Source organism: Nocardia heshunensis (assembly GCF_054782115.1).
Genome location: NZ_BAAGTC010000009.1, coordinates 147,345 through 165,010 on the forward strand (window position 1 = coordinate 147,345; position 17,666 = coordinate 165,010).

The 17,666-nt window shown below is 68.2% G+C and carries 14 protein-coding genes and 1 pseudogene; 5 read left to right on the forward strand and 10 right to left on the reverse strand.

Features of this window, described 5'->3' with window-relative positions:
• Positions 1 to 22: 22 nt before the first annotated feature.
• Positions 23 to 868, reverse strand: coding sequence for a thioesterase family protein (locus ACYVN4_RS28590; protein ID WP_460725114.1), 846 nt, complete (start codon positions 866 to 868; stop codon positions 23 to 25).
• 191 nt (positions 869 to 1,059) lie between these two features.
• Here ACYVN4_RS28590 and ACYVN4_RS28595 point away from each other — a divergent pair, with 191 nt between their 5' ends.
• On the forward strand, positions 1,060 to 1,995 hold the full coding sequence (locus tag ACYVN4_RS28595) for an SDR family NAD(P)-dependent oxidoreductase (RefSeq protein WP_460725115.1): 936 nt from the start codon (positions 1,060 to 1,062) through the stop codon (positions 1,993 to 1,995).
• A gap of 10 nt (positions 1,996 to 2,005) precedes the next feature.
• Here the strand turns inward: ACYVN4_RS28595 and ACYVN4_RS28600 are convergent, their stop codons facing one another.
• The 3 genes from ACYVN4_RS28600 to ACYVN4_RS28610 are packed head-to-tail and all read right to left on the reverse strand — an operon-like array spanning position 2,006 to position 3,653.
• On the reverse strand, positions 2,006 to 2,515 hold the full coding sequence (locus ACYVN4_RS28600) for a P-loop NTPase family protein (RefSeq protein WP_460725116.1): 510 nt from the start codon (positions 2,513 to 2,515) through the stop codon (positions 2,006 to 2,008).
• Entirely contained in the window at positions 2,512 to 3,075 is a 564-nt protein-coding gene (locus ACYVN4_RS28605; protein ID WP_460725117.1) for an NUDIX domain-containing protein, read from the reverse strand. The genes ACYVN4_RS28600 and ACYVN4_RS28605 overlap by 4 nt, the downstream gene beginning before the upstream one ends.
• A gap of 11 nt (positions 3,076 to 3,086) precedes the next feature.
• A complete protein-coding gene (locus ACYVN4_RS28610) occupies positions 3,087 to 3,653 on the reverse strand; it encodes a helix-turn-helix domain-containing protein (RefSeq protein ID WP_460725118.1) in 567 nt (188 codons plus the stop codon).
• An 84-nt stretch (positions 3,654 to 3,737) separates the two neighbouring features.
• Between ACYVN4_RS28610 and ACYVN4_RS28615 the strand changes: the two genes are divergently transcribed.
• Positions 3,738 to 4,997 (forward strand): serine hydrolase, encoded by a 1,260-nt coding sequence (locus ACYVN4_RS28615; protein ID WP_460725119.1) that lies wholly within the window; start codon positions 3,738 to 3,740, stop codon positions 4,995 to 4,997.
• 30 nt (positions 4,998 to 5,027) lie between these two features.
• Here the strand turns inward: ACYVN4_RS28615 and ACYVN4_RS28620 are convergent.
• A pseudogene (locus ACYVN4_RS28620) lies at positions 5,028 to 5,765 on the reverse strand (formate/nitrite transporter family protein); the annotation flags it as partial.
• Positions 5,766 to 5,916: 151 nt separating this feature from the next.
• On the opposite strand from ACYVN4_RS28620, the gene ACYVN4_RS28625 reads away from it, so the two are divergent.
• Entirely contained in the window at positions 5,917 to 6,201 is a 285-nt protein-coding gene (locus tag ACYVN4_RS28625; RefSeq protein ID WP_460725120.1) for a YciI family protein, read from the forward strand.
• Here the strand turns inward: ACYVN4_RS28625 and ACYVN4_RS28630 are convergent.
• The 4 genes from ACYVN4_RS28630 to ACYVN4_RS28645 form a co-directional block, all read right to left on the reverse strand.
• On the reverse strand, positions 6,162 to 7,658 hold the full coding sequence (locus tag ACYVN4_RS28630) for an amino acid permease (protein WP_460726705.1): 1,497 nt from the start codon (positions 7,656 to 7,658) through the stop codon (positions 6,162 to 6,164). The genes ACYVN4_RS28625 and ACYVN4_RS28630 overlap by 40 nt on opposite strands.
• Before the next feature lie 49 nt (positions 7,659 to 7,707).
• Positions 7,708 to 8,778 (reverse strand): Glu/Leu/Phe/Val dehydrogenase dimerization domain-containing protein, encoded by a 1,071-nt coding sequence (locus tag ACYVN4_RS28635; RefSeq protein ID WP_460726707.1) that lies wholly within the window; start codon positions 8,776 to 8,778, stop codon positions 7,708 to 7,710.
• A gap of 255 nt (positions 8,779 to 9,033) precedes the next feature.
• The gene (locus ACYVN4_RS28640; RefSeq protein WP_460725121.1) at positions 9,034 to 12,510 is read right to left on the reverse strand and encodes an indolepyruvate ferredoxin oxidoreductase family protein; all 3,477 of its coding nucleotides are present in this window, start codon (positions 12,508 to 12,510) and stop codon (positions 9,034 to 9,036) included.
• A gap of 191 nt (positions 12,511 to 12,701) precedes the next feature.
• A complete protein-coding gene (locus ACYVN4_RS28645; protein ID WP_460725122.1) occupies positions 12,702 to 13,187 on the reverse strand; it encodes an Lrp/AsnC family transcriptional regulator in 486 nt (161 codons plus the stop codon).
• A 103-nt stretch (positions 13,188 to 13,290) separates the two neighbouring features.
• Here ACYVN4_RS28645 and ACYVN4_RS28650 point away from each other — a divergent pair, with 103 nt between their 5' ends.
• Complete coding sequence (locus ACYVN4_RS28650) at positions 13,291 to 13,845, forward strand: LppP/LprE family lipoprotein (RefSeq protein WP_460725123.1); 555 nt, start codon at positions 13,291 to 13,293, stop codon at positions 13,843 to 13,845.
• A 78-nt stretch (positions 13,846 to 13,923) separates the two neighbouring features.
• Complete coding sequence (locus tag ACYVN4_RS28655) at positions 13,924 to 14,607, forward strand: hemerythrin domain-containing protein (protein WP_460725124.1); 684 nt, start codon at positions 13,924 to 13,926, stop codon at positions 14,605 to 14,607.
• A 12-nt stretch (positions 14,608 to 14,619) separates the two neighbouring features.
• Here ACYVN4_RS28655 and ACYVN4_RS28660 read toward each other — a convergent pair whose 3' ends face one another.
• Positions 14,620 to 17,526 carry an AfsR/SARP family transcriptional regulator gene (locus tag ACYVN4_RS28660; protein ID WP_460725125.1) on the reverse strand — a complete coding sequence of 969 codons (2,907 nt, stop codon included), beginning with the start codon at positions 17,524 to 17,526 and terminating at the stop codon, positions 14,620 to 14,622.
• Positions 17,527 to 17,666 lie beyond the last annotated feature (140 nt).

The following is a 17,666-nucleotide window of genomic DNA, read 5'->3' on the forward strand; positions in this document are numbered from 1 at the left end:
GCTCGGCCCGGGCCGGATTCGCTCAGCCCCGGGCGCGGACTTCCAGGATCTGCAGGCAGCGCCCGATGGGCCCGCGCTCGTCGTGCAGCACCGTCGAGCACATGCCGACCCCGTCCGGACCGATGGACGTCTGCACCTCCAGCCCGATCCACTCGCTCTCCGGCAGCCGGAACAGATCGATGGTCAGATCGGTGTTCATGAAGGTCCACTGGAACGGATCCAGCTGCGCCCCAATGCCATTGGCCAGATCGGCGACCGCGAACACCCGCACCAGCGGCGAGATCTCCTCGCCCTCGACCACCTCGACGAGCGGGCGCACCCACACCCGGCGAGTGGTCGCGTCACCGTCGACGACCCGAATCTCCACCGACTTCACATACCCGACGTCCCAGCCCGGCGGCACACCCCAATCGGCCTCGCCACTCTCCGGCACGGGCGGCAGCGCGGCATCCGCGTTGTGCACCACCGACGAGCTGTCGGACGTGGCAATCCGCCACGCCGTGGCCTTGGCCACCACCCGACGGCTGCCGTCCGGCTGCACGGCCACGAGTTCCGCCGCCACCAGTTCGACCCGCTTGCCCGGCCGCTCGATCCACGCCCGCACCTCGATCTCGTCGACCGGCATCGGCCCGAGGATCTCCATCGTCAACCGCACCACCCGAGCCCCCGCCCGCGGCGCACACCGCTCCACCGCCCGAGCCAACAACGCCGAAGGCGGCGCCCCGTGCTGCATCGACGCCGCCCACACGCTCACGGTCGACGCGGTAGCCAGATACCGCTCGAACCCGTCGGCCCCCGCGCCGCGCGCCAGGTAGTAGGCCACGGTCCCGGCCGCGTCGACCGCATCCGCCCCGTCAACCGCTGTCACGTCATGCATCCTGGTCACCGCCCCAACGTATCAGCCCACGTCGCAGCCACTAGACGCCGTACGACAACCGGTGCGTTCACGCGTCCGATCAGCGCATCCGCTCGCGCCACCGGCGTACGGTCGTACCGGACTCCCCGGAGTCCATTTCTCCACCGCGCCCCGAACTCGGCACCCCGATGAACGGAGAAATCATGAACTCGATCGCATCCGGAACTGTGTTGATCACCGGGCCGACCGGCGGATTGGGACGCGCTGCGACAGCTGCCATGGCCGCCCGTCCCGCTGATGACCGCCCTGACCTGCTCCTGGTTGGCAGGGCCGGTCGGGCGCTGAGCGAGGTGGCCGAGGAGGCCCGGTCGGCAGGGGCTGTGGTGCGTGAGATCGGTTGCGACCTGGCCCGCTTGGCCGACGTCCGCGCCGCGGCCCAACAGGCGAAGCAGCTACTGAACGAGGGTGCGGTGCGCCCCCTGCGGGGATTGGTGGCCAATGCCGGGCTCTCGCCCACCGACACCCACCATGCTTCGGCCGATGGCTACGAACTCACCTTCGCCGTCAATTACCTCGCGCATGCCCAGCTCATCGGTGATCTGCTGGACTCGTTCACCGAACCGGCACGAATCGTGCTGCTGGGTTCGAACACTTACTACCAGAACATCTTCCGCCGGATCTTGTCGGTCGCACCCGCCGAGTGGCGCGACCCCGTCGAGCTGTCCCGACCCACCCCCGCCGCGGTTCCGGCATCGCTGAAGCTCAGCGGCACCGCCTACTCCGACTCCAAACTCGCGATCCTCTACTACGCCCACGAGCTACAGCGCCGAGCGCCGAGCAGGATCGACGTCGTGGTCTTCGAACCGGGCTTCATGCCGGGCACCGGATTGATGCGCGGGCAGAGCCCGGCCGTCCAGCGCGTGGGACGTGCGCTCGAGCGAATCCCCGGCGTCTCCTCGCCGGTCCGCTCCGGCCCGGCCCTCGCCTCGATCGTGCTCGACGACCGCTGGTCCCACCTGCGTGACGGCGCCTTCGTGGTCAAGGACAAGGAACGCGACGTCCAACCCTTCGCCATGGATCGAGCCCGCGAGGCCCGACTGTGGGATGCGACAACCGAACTCCTTGAGTCCGCTGGCTAGCGCCGTCGCATCACCGGCGAGCAAGAAGACTCAGTATGTCGCGGTGAACCCGGTCGACGGTCGTGGCCGAACTCCAGCTCGAATCGATGCGGGTCTCCTCCGCGAACGGCAGTGGCTGCCAGCCGTGGTACCAGTCGGCCATCTGCTTTGGTGTGAACTCGGTTGCCCGGGAGCTGGATTGGTGGCGGGCGACGGTCTCCTCGAAGGTGAGGTCGAAGCTGTAGTGCAGAGCGTGGTCGGCGGCGGCGGTCAGGCGCTCCAGTGCGGCGCCGTAGCGGAAGACGTTGAGGATGCCTTCGACGATCACGACCAGATCGCGCGCCAGACCGAAGCTCGCGATCTGTTCCAGCAGTTCGATATTGGCCGCGCCGTCCACGTCGGGTTCGCGAAGGAGGTGGCGGCGCACCACGTCCTGCGGGACGAGTAGGCAGGTTCCGCGCTCGAAGCGCTGTTGCACCGCGAGGGCGGTGGTGGATTTCCCGGAGCTGGAGTTGCCGCGAATCACGACCAGCACGCTCATCGGGTGGACAGGGCCGCGGTGAGTTTGCGGGTGAAGCGGGGGAGGTGGGGGTCGGAGGCGGGGAGGGGGTTGGAGGCGAGGGGCCACCAGGTGCCGCCGTCGAATTCGGCGGGGTCGAGGGTGTAGGGGTGGGTGCGGTTGCCGCGGAGGATGTACCAGAGGGAAACGTCCACGTGGCGTGCGGGTTTGGTGACGGTGGTGATGGTGAGGAAGAGGGGGTGGTTGCCGGTGATGTCGAAGGTGGGGGTGATGCCAATTTCCTCGTGGGCCTCGCGGTGGGCGGCGGTGAGGGGGTGTTCGCCGGGTTCGACGTGGCCGCCCATGGGGAGGCGGAGGCCGGATTTGCGGTGCAGGCCAAGGTATATGGCGGGATTGTCGGGGTCGGTGAGGACGGTGTAGGCGACCAGGTGCGGGGAGGGCGTCGAGGGGCCGTGGCGGCGGTAGATGTCGTCGGTCGAGGTCAGCCAGGCCAGGGTGCGGGTGCGGTGCAGGTGTTCGAGGTCGTCCCACGGGTCGATGGCGGCGACGAGGTCGGCTACGACAGCGGTGGCGGGCTGCATGGCGATGCAGCCTACGCGCGGGGTGCGACAGGCGGATCGGTGTCGGGTGCGTCGTCGCCGAGAAGCAGGATCGAGGCCAGGATGCGGCGTCGACGGCCCGCACGCGGGCCATTGGCGGCCAGTGGGGCGAGGACGCGGGTCAATCCCGTGAGTAGTTGCCGCAATTCGTCGTCATCGAGCCACAGGCCGTTGAGCTGATAGGTGACCTGGTCGCGTTGCAGATCTACCTCGGCGCGGTCGAAGTAGCGGTCGGCGTCGGCCATCAGCCCGGCGACGAAGGACGTGAACGCCTGCCGGTGCTCGTCCGCGCTCATGGCCGCGGCCTCTTCCGGGCCGATCGACGCCGCCGCGAGGCGCAGCACATAGGTGCGTTCCGTGGTCCCGCGGACCTTCCGTTCGGCGACCACCGTGAGCACCTGGGCCTGCGCCAGGCGGGCGATGTGCCGGTACAGGCTGGCCGGCGGAACGTCGGAAAGTTCTTCTCGCAGTTGCGATGTGGTCAAGGCGCGGTCGCCGAGGAACGCCTGCACGATGCGCAGGCGAACGGGGTGCAGCAGCAGATCCGCGGAACCGGTCACCTCCGGACTCTATCGCGATTGATATCAGTTGTGATAAAAGTATTGATATCAATAGTGATAACGATACGTTTGGAGGGTGGGGGAATGTCCGAGTCGAAGCGGGTGACCGCAGCGGAAGCATTGGAATGGCTGCTGGGTGCGACAACCCGACTGCCGTTGGCGGACAGCGAGATCGGCGGCCGGGTGGCGTCCGTGCTGGTCGACGCCGTCGGCGGGGTGGACGGGTTCAATACCGTGCTCGCCAGTCTCGGCCGGATGGCGGTCGGGGAGATCCGTAGATCGCAGCCGGACGCCATTACGGCGACCATCACCGGTGACGCCCCGGGCTTGCTGGTCATGCATCTGGACGCCGATGGGCTCATCGACGGCGCCCGACTGATTCCGGAGGCCGCGGACATCCCGGTCCCGGCCTCGTGGGACGAAATCGATGCGCGGCTGGGTGAATTGGACGGCCGGGTCGCGTTCGTGGTGGCGCAGATCGGCGCGGCGGGGCAGCCGTCGGTCATCCACGGGCTGCACGTCGACACCGTGCATCCCATCGGCTCGGGATTCAAGCTGTACGTGCTGGCGGCGCTCGCCGACGCGGTCGCGACGGGCGCGGCCACATGGGAAGAGGCGCTGGCGATCCGCGAGGAGTGGAAGAGCTTCCCCTCGGGCACGCTGCAGCATCGCCCGAACGGCGAAAAGCTCACGCTGGCAACCTATGCCGAGTACATGATGTCGATCAGCGACAACACCGCCACCGACCATCTGATTCACCACCTCGGCCGCGACGCCGTGTACCGGCAGCTGGCCGCGCTGGGCCACCACGAGCCCGCTCTGAATTCCCCGTTCCTCACGACCAAGGCGATGTTCCAGTGCAAGGTCCCCGACGACGGCGAGTACGCCCAGCGCTACCTCGCGTCCACACCGGGCGAACGGCTCACTCTGATAGAAGAATTGGAGAATCTCGCCCTGCCGGAGACGGCCGGCTCTGCATGGATCGAGCAGAAGCGGCCGCGCTACATCGACGAGCTCGAATGGTTCGCAACGCCGATGGACATCTGTCGCGCCTATGCCGCGCTGTCGCGGATCGAGCAACCGGAGGTCGATCACATCCTGACCCGTGACGACCACGGGCTGGGCCTAGACGGGACGCAGTTCCCGACCGTCTGGTCCAAACCGGGGAGCGAACCCGGCGTGCTGAGCCTGAACTACCTGGCCCGCACCGCCGACGGTCGAACCCTGGTGACCAGCCTGATGGTGTCCGACCCCGACACCGCGTTCGACGAGGCCGTCACGGCCATCAAGGGTCTGCGGATCGTGCAGGGCGCGTTCGAGCTGCTCGCCGCGGCTCAGGTGTGAACGGCGGGCGCCGGAGGTGTACCAGTAGACGGCGCCCACCAGCAGGCCACCGCCGACGATATTGCCGGGCACGGTGTAGAGCAGGTTGCGCAGCAGTTCGGTGAACGTGGCTTCGCCTTCGAACATCCCGATCGTGTAGAGCGACATATTGGCTACACAGTGCTCGAAGCCGACAGCCACGAACACCAGCACCGGCATCCACAGCAGCGCGATCTTCGCGCCGGAGCCCCGCACCCGCGAGAACATCCACACCGCCAGGCAGACCAGCATGTTGCACAGCACCGCACGCCAGAACAGCTGGCCCCCGGCCAGTGAATTCTTCGCCGAAAGCAGTTCGGCAAGCATGGATTTCGCGGTGGACGTGGAGGTGACCCCGGAGGCGTGCACCATGGCGGCGAAGGCGAGCGTGCCCAGGAAATTGCCGATAAGCGTTGCCGCCCAGGCGATCAGCATGTCCTTGACGCCGGTGCGGCCGGACAACACCCCGACCAACATGATCATCACCGTCGAGGTGAACAGCTGCGCTCCGGCGAACATCACCAGCGTCAGCGCGATCGGGAAGACCGCCCCCTCGAGCAGCTTCACCCCGGCGGAATGCTCGGCCACGAACGGCGACACCGCCACCAGCAACAGCACCTCGCCGACCGCGATGAACGCCCCGGCGAGCATGGCCGACACCAGGAACCGCCCGGGACTGCGCAGCTCCTCGGCCTTGTGTACCGCCTGGTCGACGGTGCTCGCGACATTCTCCGCAACGGTATTCACCATCACGACGTTAGAAGCCGCAAGGTTCCCGCAACACGGACCAATGTCCCGAATCCCGGGTCGACCTCTCGTGACCGTGTATCGGTGTGAGCTGCGCAACCCCCGCAAAGCAGCGGCTCGTGGACGTGGCAACCGAAAGGGTTAGCTGTCAACCATGTTCATTCTCGATCTGACCTATCACGACGGCGTCCTCGATCAACTCGACGCCCTCATCCCCGAGCACTACGAGTACCTCGATCGGCACCTGGCCACCGGAACGTTCTTGATGGCGGGCCGCAAGAATCCGCGCACCGGCGGGCTCATCCTGGCGAACGGCGATGATCGCGCCGTCATCGACGCGATCATCACCGAGGATCCCTTTCACCGGGAGGGACTGGCCGTGTATTCGGTCACGAAGTTTCAGCCGACCCGTTCGGTGATCTCCGAAGTCACCGTCTGAGGCTCCGCCGACGGGGTTTGCCGCTGTCCGAGCACCGAGTGGCGGCGACTGTAGGCGAAGTAGATGACGATGCCGATGACCATCCAGATGACGAACCGCAGCCAGGTCTCGATGGACAGATTGAGCATCAGCCAGAAGCAGGCCAGTGCCGCGAGGATCGGAACCACCGGGACGAGCGGAACGCGGAAGCCGCGCTTCAGATCCGGGCGGGTGCGGCGCAGGATCGGTACACCCAGGGAGACCAGGACGAAGGCAACCAGCGTGCCGATGTTCACCATCTCCTCGAGCGTGCCGAACTCGACGAACCCGGCCAGCAGGGCGCAGACGACACCGACGATGACGGTGAGCCGGACCGGGGTGCCGTGCTTGCCGGTGTGGGCGAGCCCGCGGGGGAGCAGTCCGTCGCGGGCCATCGCGAACAGCACGCGGGTCTGACCCAGGAACATCACCATGACGACGGTGGACAGGCCCGCCAACGCGCCGATGGAGATGATGTTCTTCACCCAGGTCGCGCCGTGGATGGCGAAAGCCGTTGCCAGGGTGGCGTTTCCGCTGGCCAGCTCGGTGTAGGGCACCATGCCGGTCAGCACCAGCGACACCGCCACGTAGAGCACGGTGACAATGGCCAGCGCGCCGAAGATGCCGCGCGGCACGTCACGCTGCGGGTTGCGAGTCTCCTCGGCGGTAGTGGCCACCACGTCGAAGCCGACGAAGGCGAAGAACACCAGCGAGGCTGCGGCCAGCAGGCCGTACCAGCCGAAATTGGTTCCGCCGGAACCGGTCAGGAACGAGAACAGCGACTGGTGCACGCCGCCCGCCTGCGCCGAGGGCTGCGACGGCGGAATGTAGGGGGTCAGATTGGATGCCTTGAAGTAGGTCGCGCCGACCACCAGCACCAGGGCGATCACGGCCAGCTTGATGGCGACCGCCACCGCCGAAACCCGCGAGGACAGTTTGGTTCCGGTGGCCAGCAGCACGCCGACGACCGCGATGATCAGCACCGCGCCCCAGTCGAACGAGATCGACCCGACGTGCGCGACCGGATTCACCACCCCGCCCAACACCTCGCCGAGATACTGCGACCACCCCTTGGCGACCACCGAAACCGCAAGGGCGAACTCGAGAATGAGATCCCACCCGATGATCCAGGCGATGACCTCGCCGAAAGTGGCGTACGCGAACGTGTACGCACTGCCCGCCACCGGCACCGTGGACGCGAATTCGGCGTAGCACAACGCCGTCAATCCGCAGGCGATGGCCGCGAACACGAAGGCCAGCGAGACCGAGGGTCCCGCGACCGTGCCCGCGGTCCGGGCGGTGAGCGTGAAGATGCCCGCCCCGATCACCACCGCGACACCGAAAATGGTGAGATCCCTCGCCGTCAGATCCTTGCGTAGCTTGGAATCCGGTTCATCGGTATCCCGGATCGATTGCTCGACCGATTTGGTGCGGAACATGCCGCTCGCGAACGCCACTTTGCGTCTCCTCTCTGAACTGCGGGTGCGATCAGAGGCCGCGCGGGATGGCGTCGAGACGCCGTTCCGCGAACCTGTTCGCCGCCGCTCCGGTGCCGATTCCCTCGGCCTTGCTTTCCGCGATGATGTCGCGGCAACGGTCGAAGATGCCCCTCACCGCGCCTTCGACCTCGGCCGCGGCTGCCTGACGCAGCTCACCGGCCACCTGAATGAGCCCACCGGCATTGGCCACGAAATCCGGGACCCAGGTGATACCGCGCTCGTTCAGGGTGTATTCCACTGCGGGCGTAGCCAACTGGTTGTTGGCCGCGCCGCAGACGAGTTTCGCCTCGATGGCCTCGGCGCTCGACATGGTGAGCGTGCCGCCGAGCGCGCAGGGGGCGTAGACGTCGACCGGAGCGGTGGAGACGGCGCTCAACAGTCGAACCGAGGGGTGATCGTGCGTAAGGCGTTCCAGGGCAGCCTGGTTCACGTCGGTCGCGCATACCTCCGCGCCGTCGGCCAGCAGCAGGGCGATGAGCTCGCTGCCGACCTTGCCGACGCCCTCGACGCCAACCGTGCGACCGGCGAGAGTGGGTGCGCCCCAGACGGATTCGGCCCCGGCGCGCATGGCGTTGAACACGCCCAGCGCGGTCAGTCGGGCGCTGTCACCCGAGCCGCCCGCCCCGGCACTGCGACCGGTGACATGGTTGGTGTAGCGGCCGATGGTATCCAGATCGTCGGTGTTGGTGCCCACGTCGCCCGCCGTGATGTACCGGCCGCCAAGGGATTCCACGAACCGCGCGTACGCCGCGAACAGTTCCTCGCTCTTGTCCAGCGCCGGATCACCGATGATGACAGCCTTACCGCCGCCCAGATCGCACCCGGCCGCCGCGGCCTTGTAGGTCATGCCCCACGACAACCGCAGCACATCATCCAGCGCCGCCGACTCGCTCGCATACGGGTACATCCGGGTCCCGCCCAACGCCGGCCCCAGCGTGGTCGAATGAATCGCGATGATCGCCTTGAGCCCACTCTTGTCGTCCTCACAGAACACCACCTGCTCGTGGCCTCGGGCGCTGAGCTCGTGTGCGCGGCCGAAAACCCCTGCCTCGGTGTGCATTGCGGTCACAATCGATTCCTTTCAAGTGCGCCGCTTGTGGCGGCTGGTTGGTGGCCGCGTGGTGTGCGGCCGGGGTGGCCGCGCGGTGGCGGCGGCCGGGGTATGGACACCCCTCGTCATCCCGGCATGGTTTTGGCCGGGATCCACACGCGGAGTGGTCCAACAGTTTTGGTGGATTCCGGCCAAAAGCACGCCGGAATGACGGGGTGGGGTTGGCCCGGGGTAGGGGCTGGTCCCAGGTCGGTGTGGCTCGGTTCAGCCGTCGAGGCCGAGGTCGCGGAGGCGGGCTCGGTAGAGCTCGACGTTGCCGAGCTTGACGTCCTCGTAGCCGCGGACCAGGTCGGGCAGGGCTGCTGCCTCGGTGGCGGTCGCGTAGGTCTGGTCGGTGAGTCCGGCGGCGAGGCGGTGGATCATTTCGGTGTAGTGGGACAGCAGCTCCCGTTCCACCTTGCGGACGTGGGCGTAGCCGAAGGGGTCGAGTTTGGTGCCGCGCAGGGCCTTGCCTTTGGCGAGGAGTTTCAGCGCCACATGGGATTTGGGGGTGAGGCCGATCTTCTTCTTGCGGCCCAGGGCCCGCAGCACCGGGGGATGCAGCTTGTAGGTGAGGTTCTCGCCGCCGGGGACCTGAGCCGAAACCTCGGCCAGGAACGCGGGATCCACCAGCAGACGGGCCACTTCGTACTCGTCCTTGTAGGCGGTGAACTTGTACAGCCCGCGCGCCACCGCTTCGCTGAATTCGGTGCGCTCGGTCACGGTGCGCTCGGCCGTCCACGCGGCCTGGACGGTGTCCAGGTACCGGTGGGCCACCTTCGCGTTCTGGTAGTCGAGCAACTCGGCGGCGCGCAGCTCGGCGATCCGCCGCACCTCACCCTCGAAGGTGGTGCCCGCCAGCAGCTCGGCGGGAGCCACCCGCGGAGTACGCCGGGCCGCAGCCGATTCCGTGGCCGCCGCGAAGGCTTGCGGATCGGCGATGGCCACGCGGCCCCAGCGGAAGGCCGCGACGTTGGCCGCCACCGCGACCCCGTTGATGCCGATCGCCTCTTCGATCGAGGCCGCGGGCAGCCGCAGTCCGCCGGTCTGGAAGGCCGCACCGACCATCAGGAAGTTGGCGGCGGCGGTATTGCCGAACAGCTGCTGTGCGGCCGCCAGCGCGTCGAAGTCGAACAGTGAATCCGACACCGCGCCAAGGCGATCCAGCAGCGTGCCGGTCTCGGGGTAGGCCACCGACTTGTCGTAGACCATGTCCCCGGTCGGGGTCTGGCTGGTCGAGGCGACCACAACGGTCGCCGCCGGATTGCCGTACTGCAGGTTCTTGGGATCGGCCGCGCCCAGTAGATCGATGGCCACGATGCAATCCGCGCTGCCCGGGGTGAGCCGGTTGGACGGCTCCAATTCCGTTGCGGAGAAACGCAAGTGCGACAGCACCGGCCCGGCCTTCTGGCTCAGCCCGATCTGGTCGAGGCTCTCCACCGCGTACCCGGCCCGCAGCGCGGCGGTCGCCAGCACCTGGTTGACGGTCACGATGCCGGTGCCGCCGATGCCCGCGATGAGCACGTTCTGGGTACCCGGCGGCGCGCCCAGCCCGGGATCCGCCACGGCGGGCGGCTCGGCGGTCTTGCGCTTGGAACCCTTGCGCCCCTTGGCATCCGGGTTGACCTCGACCGTGACGAACGACGGGCAGTCGCCGTCCAGGCAGCTGTAATCGGTATTGCACGAGGTCTGGTCGATGCGCGTCTTGCGCCCGAACTCGGTCTCGACCGGCTGCACCGACAGGCAGTTCGACTTGGTGCCGCAGTCGCCGCAGCCCTCGCACACGGCCTCGTTGATCACCACGCGGGTATTGCGCACCGGCAGTGTGCCGCGCTTGCGCTGACGGCGGGCGTCGGCGGCGCAGTGCTGGTCGTAGATCAGTACGGTGACGCCCTCGATCTCGCGCAGCATCTTCTGCGCCTCGTCGAGCCGGTCGCGATGCCACAGCAGCGTGCCCTTGGCGAGCGCTTTGCGGTTGTGCCGCTTGGGTTCATCGGCGCAGATGACGATCTTCTTGACGCCCTCGACGGTGAGCTTGTGCGTCAACTGCGCGACCGACAGCTGCCCCTCCACGTCCTGCGCGCCGGTCATGGCGACGACCTCGTTGTAGAGCAGCTTGTAGGTGATGTTCACCCCCGCCGCCACACACGCCTGCACGGCCAGCTGCCCGGAGTGGAAGAACGTGCCGTCGCCGACGTTCTGGAACAGATGCGGCACATCGGTGAACGGGGCCTGCCCGATCCACTGACTGCCCTCGCCGCCCATTTGGGTCAGCCCGGTGACCGCGCTGTCACTGCGCCCGGACAGGGTGACGAGGGTGTGGCAGCCGATACCGCCGCCACCGATCGAACCCTCCGGGATGGCGGTGGAGCGGTTGTGTGGGCAGCCGGAGCAGAAGTACGGGGTGCGCTTGGCCGACAGCACCTCCAGCGAAAGCGCGGGTGGGGGAGCCTTTTTCAGCTCGACATGATCCCGCAGCACCCGCCGCAGCGGACCCAGCAGGCGGCCCGCCGTGAGCTCGCCGTCGAACGGCATGAGCGGCATGCCGTTGCCGTCCAGCTTGCCGATGATGCGCGGCGCATCGGCTGTCCCGTACAGGATTTCGCGGATCTGGGTCTCGATGAACGCGGTCTTGTCCTCGACCACGATCACCTGCTCCAGCCCCTGCGCGAACTCGGTGACCCGTTGCGCCCCAACCGGATACGGCATACCGATGCGCAGCAGTCGAATCCCCGCCCGATGCATGGCCGCCTCGTCGACGCCCAGATCGACCAGCGCTTGGCGCACCGCGTCGAAGGTGGTGCCGGTGGCCGCGATACCCAGCCGCGCCCCCACCGGATCCACCTCGATGACATCGAGGTCATTGGCGGCCCCGAAGGCGCGCACGGTGGCCCAGCGCGGCCCGTACAGATCCGCCTCGGCCAGCACGCTGTCCGCCGGTGCCGCCATCGGCCGCTGCCGGTAGGCGAAAGTCTTTCCGTCCCACTGCACTTCCGGCACCGAGATGGGGAGCTCGGCGACCGAGGAGTCCACCGTCCACGCGCCGTCGGCGACATCGGCCACGATCTTCATGGCCACGATGCAGCCCGAGGCGCGCGACAGCGCCACACCCTGCATGCCCATGGTGATGATCTCGCGGGCATTGCGCGGGAACAGCACCGGCACACCCATGGCCGCCAGCGAGCGCTCGCTCACCGCGGGCACGGTCGAGGACTTCGAGGCCGGATCATCACCCACCAGCAGCAGCACACCGCCGCGCGGGTTCACCCCGTACATGTTCGCGTGCCGGATGGCATCGGTGGCCCGGTCCACGCCGGGGCCCTTCCCGTACCAAACCCCCACCACGCCATCGTGTGTCGGCGTCCCGGCGGGCAGATCGGCCTGGCTGCCCCAGACCGCGGTGGCCGCGAGCTCCTCGTTGAAGCCGGGCGTGAACGCGATGTCGTGCTCGGCCAGCACATTCGGCATGCCCAGCAGCATCTTGTCGACCCCGCCCAGCGGGCTGCCCTGATAGCCGGAGACGAAGGTCGCGACCCGATGTCCGGCCCGCATATCGCGCACATGCTGCTCCACGAGTAGCCGGGCGATGGCCTGAACTCCGGTCAGGAGGACCGGACCCGCGCCGGACCGATAGCGGTCGGCGAGGTCGTAGGGCGTAGCCGGTTCGGCCTGACGGACAGGCGCCCAGGCAACGTCGGTCATGGACGGTCACCACACTCTCCACAGCCTTGTGGGCTGCAAACGAAGGGGATCAAGCGATCGGTGCCGCGAAATCTGCCGTGATGTGTGATGTGTGTCAACTGTGGCGCGAAAAGTTGATCAGATTGCTCAAAAGTGATCTGGAACACTGTGACGCGCGCATCAATCTGTTCAGCGCCGTAGCGCGCCGACCGTCAGTCCGTGCCCGCCTGACTCGTGAGGTGCTCGACGAGCGGCAGCGACCGGTACTCCACCGGAGTCGCCAGCGCCAGCATGGTTTCGGTGTGCTTCACCCCGGGGATCGAATGCACGCGCTGGATGATTGCCAGCAGATCCGGCTGCGACCGCGCCGCGATCCGCACCAGCAGATCCCCGCGCCCGGTGGTCGCATGCACCTCGAGCACGTTAGGGAACTCCCGCAACGCCTCGACGATGTCGTTCATCTTGTTCTGGTTCAGCTCGATCCCCAGGAACGCGTGCACCGCGAACCCGATCGCCTCCAGATCCACATCCGGCGGATACCCCCGCACCACCCCGGACGCCTCCAGCCGCTTCATCCTGGCCTGCACCGTGTTCCGCGCGATCCCCAACCGCTGCGCCAACTCCAGAATCGGCGCCCGCGGATCACCCGCCAACTCCGCCAACAGCGCGGAATCCAGCCCGTCGATCTTGATGCTCATAACGCATTCTCGCACTCCGGACAGGTGCGACAGGAGGGCCGGGGATAACGCGAATTCCGGCTTGCTCGATGATCCAGTCGTGCAACGTGAGCGGAGGGGAATCATGAAGGCCAGGTCAGCGGCGCTGGTTTCGGCGGTGGCAGCGATGACGGTCGCGGTCAGCGGGTGTGGTGGCACGTCCACCACGGCGGGAGGGACGACGACCACGACGGTGCCGACGGTCGCGCAGCAGCAGGCGGCGCCCGCGGGCAGTGGGCACGGGTCGTGCTTCGATGTGAATTCCGATCTGGCGCAGGCGGCCATCGCCAAGCTGGCGCCGGCGCCACTGGGCAAGTGGCAGACAGGTCAGGCCAGCGACAATCCGATCTCCGCGGGCTGTGACGGTGTGCTGTCGTGGATGGAAGTCAGCTCGACCATCAATCACCCCTACACGCACCTGCTGTTCTTCACCGGGGGTGCCTATCTCGGTACCGCCACCTCCGAGCCGTACATGTATACGCAGATCACCGGCAAGACCCGCACTTCCGTGACCCTCACCTACCACTGGATCAAGGACAACGAGGCCATGTGCTGCCCGGCGGGTGGGCCCAGCGCCGTCACCTTCAGCTTGAACGGCACGAAAGTCACCGCCGACGGCCAGTTCCCGCCGCACAACTGAGCGGCGATCAACGCTCGATCAACGGGTGGCTATCCGGTGGCGATCCGGCCTCGAGCGGGGCGGCCGACGATCGGACGCATGAATACACAATCGCGCGTCGAGGCCGGGCCGGACATTCAGGAAATGGTGGTGGTGCACCGCTGGCTGCGGGAATTGCTGCGGCGCACGCCGGATCTGGTGCGGACGCTGCGGCCGGGGGATCGGGCCCGCACCGAATTCGTTGTCGGCCATCTGCGTGACGTGCTGGAGGCGGTCGAAGACCACCACACCAATGAGGACGACCACCTCTGGCCGGTGCTGTCACCGCGGGTGACCCTGCAAGCCGGGGTGGTGCACCGGATGGAAGAACAGCATCGCAATATCGAATGGCTGGCCACCGAGGTCGCCAACCTGCTGCCCGCACTGACGGCCGATCCGGAAACGGGTGTGCGGGAACGAGTGGCGGGATTCCTCGAGGATCTGCGGTCGGCGCTGAGCACCCACATGGACGATGAGGAACGCTCGATCCTGCCGTTGGTCTCGAAGTATCTGACCGCCGAGGAATGGGAGGATTTCGGCCGGGCCGCCGCGGCGAACACGAGCCGCAAACCGCCGAGCAAGAAGCTGGCCGAATTGAGCGGGCTGCTCGCGGTCGCGACACCGGCGGAGCGGCACATCTTTCTCGATCGGGTGCCCGGGCCGGTGCGGTTGCTGTGGCGCTTCGCGGGGCGGCCCTCGTACCGCCGGACCCGGGAACGACTCTACGCGCCGGTGGAAGCGTAAGTCCCACAACCGTTATCGCGGCGGCACGGCCGCCATCACCCGGTCGTGCACCAGCATCGCCTGGGCACGATGGGCGGGCCCGGCATGGTCGGTGAGGATGCGGACGGCGGTGTCGGCGGCCGACTCGGCGAGATCGAGGCGGTCGGCGCGCAGGCCCGCCTCCGCCAGGCGCAGTAGCGCCCAGCCCTCGTGGCGGTGGCGGCCGCGGGCCCGGGCCGCCTCCACCGCCTGCCGCGCCAACTCGATGGCCCGCTCCGCATCGTCGTCCCGTTCGAGCGCCACCCGGCTGAGCTCGCCCAGCGCGATCGACTCGAATTCCGCAGCACTACTCGAGAGCCCGGCGCCACCCTTCGGCGAGGAACCACTCCAGGCGGGCGGGGTGCTTCGGGACGCGGAGCTGCCGCCCCACAGCCCGGGGTCGCCGTGTGCGCGGACGAGGGTCAGCGCTCGCTCGGCGGCCGTCGAGCATTTGTCCCAGTGCCCGGCTTCGCCGTGGCACAGGGCGAGGCTGGCCACGGCCATGCCCTCCAGGGAGGTGTCGGCCGCGGCCCGGTACAGGTCGATGGAGGTGTCGAGATGTGTTGCGGCAGTATCGAGTCGGCCGTCGAGGAATTCGGCGATGCCGAAGTCGTAGGCGACGGTGCCGAGGATGAAGGGGTCGGTGGTGGCGGCGATCGTGCGGTCGGCAAGCACGCGGCGGGCCTCCTCGCGCTCGTCGAGATCCATGACCAGCAGCAGTCCCAGTACCGATCGGGCCGCGACCTCCGCGGCCTGATCGCCGCTGCGGCGCGTCACCTCGATCAGCAGGCGCAGCGATTGCGCCCGGTGCGGGGAGTACTCGCTGGCGTCGAGGAGTGCGGCCAGCGCCAAGGTGAGATCGATGGCGGCGGCCGCGTGCGCCGGGTAGTCGGTGGCGATCTGCCGGATCACGGCGGTGATGGTGGGCTGTTCGAGCCCTAGCCAACTCGCGCCCCGGGCGACATCCGGGATCACGGTGCCGGAATGGGTGGTCGCGGCCAAATGGTCGACCCGGAAGCCCGGGCACTGGATGCGCAGCAGGTTCTTGGCCGTCGCCAGCAGGAAATCCAGCAGGCGTGCGGGTGCGAGCTCGGCTTCGGGCTCGTCCTCCTCGATCGCGAACAGCCGCAGCAGATCGTGATAGCGGTAGCGGCCCGGCTGCGGCGATTGCAGCATGCCCAGATCAACGAGGGTCTCGCAGAGCTGCTCGGCGTCGGTCTCGGTGCGCTCGAGGACGGCTGCGGCGGCCACCGCCGACAGGTCACCGGCCGCGGGTACCGCCAGAAGTCGGAAGGCACGGGCGGTTTCACCGTCGAGCTGGCGGTAACTGAAACGGAAGGTCGACTCCACCGCCGCCGCGCCCAGCCGCAACTGGCTCAAGCGAGTGCTCTCGTCGGCGAGCCGGGCGGCGACCGAGGCCAGCGACCAGTGCGGGCGAGCCGCCAACCGGGCGGCAATGATCCGCACGGCCAGTGGCAGCAGGCCGCAGGCCTGCACAATTTGTTGGGCCGCTTCGTCTTCCGCCGCGACCCGGGGCTCGCCGATGATGCGGGCCAGCAGGGTGAGCGCCTGACCGGTGTCGAGCACATCGACCGGAACCAGTTGCGCGCCGGGCAGTTCGGCCAGGGTCGAGCGACTGGTGATCAAGGCGCTGCTGCCCGCGGCGGTCGGCAACAGCGGGGCCAGCTGCGCGGCGTCACCGGCATTGTCGAGCACCAGCAACACTTTTCGATCCGCCAGCAGGCGTTGCAGCAGGGCCGAACGTTCGGCTCCGCCCGGCGGAATCGCGCCCTCGCCGACGTCGAGAGCCCGCAGCAGCACGCCGAGCACGGCATCCGGTTCCGCGGGATGTTCACCGACACCGTCGAGATCGACGTAGAGGCGGCCGCCGGGGTAGCGGACGGCGAGCCGGTGCGCCAGGTGCACGGCCACCGTCGTCTTGCCGATGCCGCCCATGCCGGTGATCACCACGACGGTCGGGGCGGTCGGCGAGGGCGTCAGGCGTGAATCCAGGTGGGCCAGTAGCGCTTCGCGGCCGGTGAAGTCGCTGATATCGGTCGGGAGGGCAGCGGACGGACCGGCGGCTGTCTCGCCGAGGGGCGCCCGCTCGTCATGGCCGGTGGTGATCGCCACGGGCAGTTCGTCGTTCAGGATGCGGCGATGCAGTTCGGCCAATTCGGGGCCGGGTTCGATGCCGAGTTCCTCGACCAGGGCGCGGCGGATCTCGTGATAGACCGCGAGCGCGTCCGCGCGGCGGCCGGTGCGCGCCAGGGCCGTCATCAGCAGTCCGCGCGGGCGTTCGCGCAGCGGGAACTCGGCGCTCAACGCGGTCAGCTCACCGATGGCCTGATGTCCCCGGCCCAGTTCCACGTCCAGCGCGAGGCGCGATTCCCGCAACCCGACCCGCAATTCGGTGAAGCGGCGACGCTGGGCCTCGGCGAAGGGGCCGGGCACACCGGCCAGCGGTTCGCCGCGCCACAGTGCCAGCGCGCGGTCCACCAGTTCCTGTGCCCGGTCGAATTCTCCTGCCCGCCGGGCATTCTCGGCCGCCGCCGCGAGGGATTCGGCTTGCCAGCCGTCGACCGCGTCGCGCCCGGCCCGCAATTCGTAGCCGTCGCCGACCGAGACGATGACGCTCGGGGGAGTGCGCGGGGGCCGCTCGGGCTCGAGTTCCTTGCGCAGCAATGCGATATGCGAGCGCAGCGATCCGAGCACCCGCTCCGGCGGATCGTCACCCCACACGGCATCGATCAGACGGCCCGCGGCCAGTGCCCGCCCGTCGGCCAGCAACAGGGCAGCCAGCACCGCCTGGGTGCGCGGGCGTGCCATGGTGATCTCGATGTCGCCGCGCCGGACCGCCATTCGCCCCAGGATCGTGAACCGCAGTTCCGCATCCGTCACCGCGCACACTCCAGTCCGAGGCCGTTGATCCGCTGTTGATCGACGACAGGCTTCGCGTTGATCTACTGAGCCGACGATAGCAACCGGGCAGCGCCGCCCGTACCCCGCGAAACGCGGCCGGTACCCAGTCAAACCAGGAG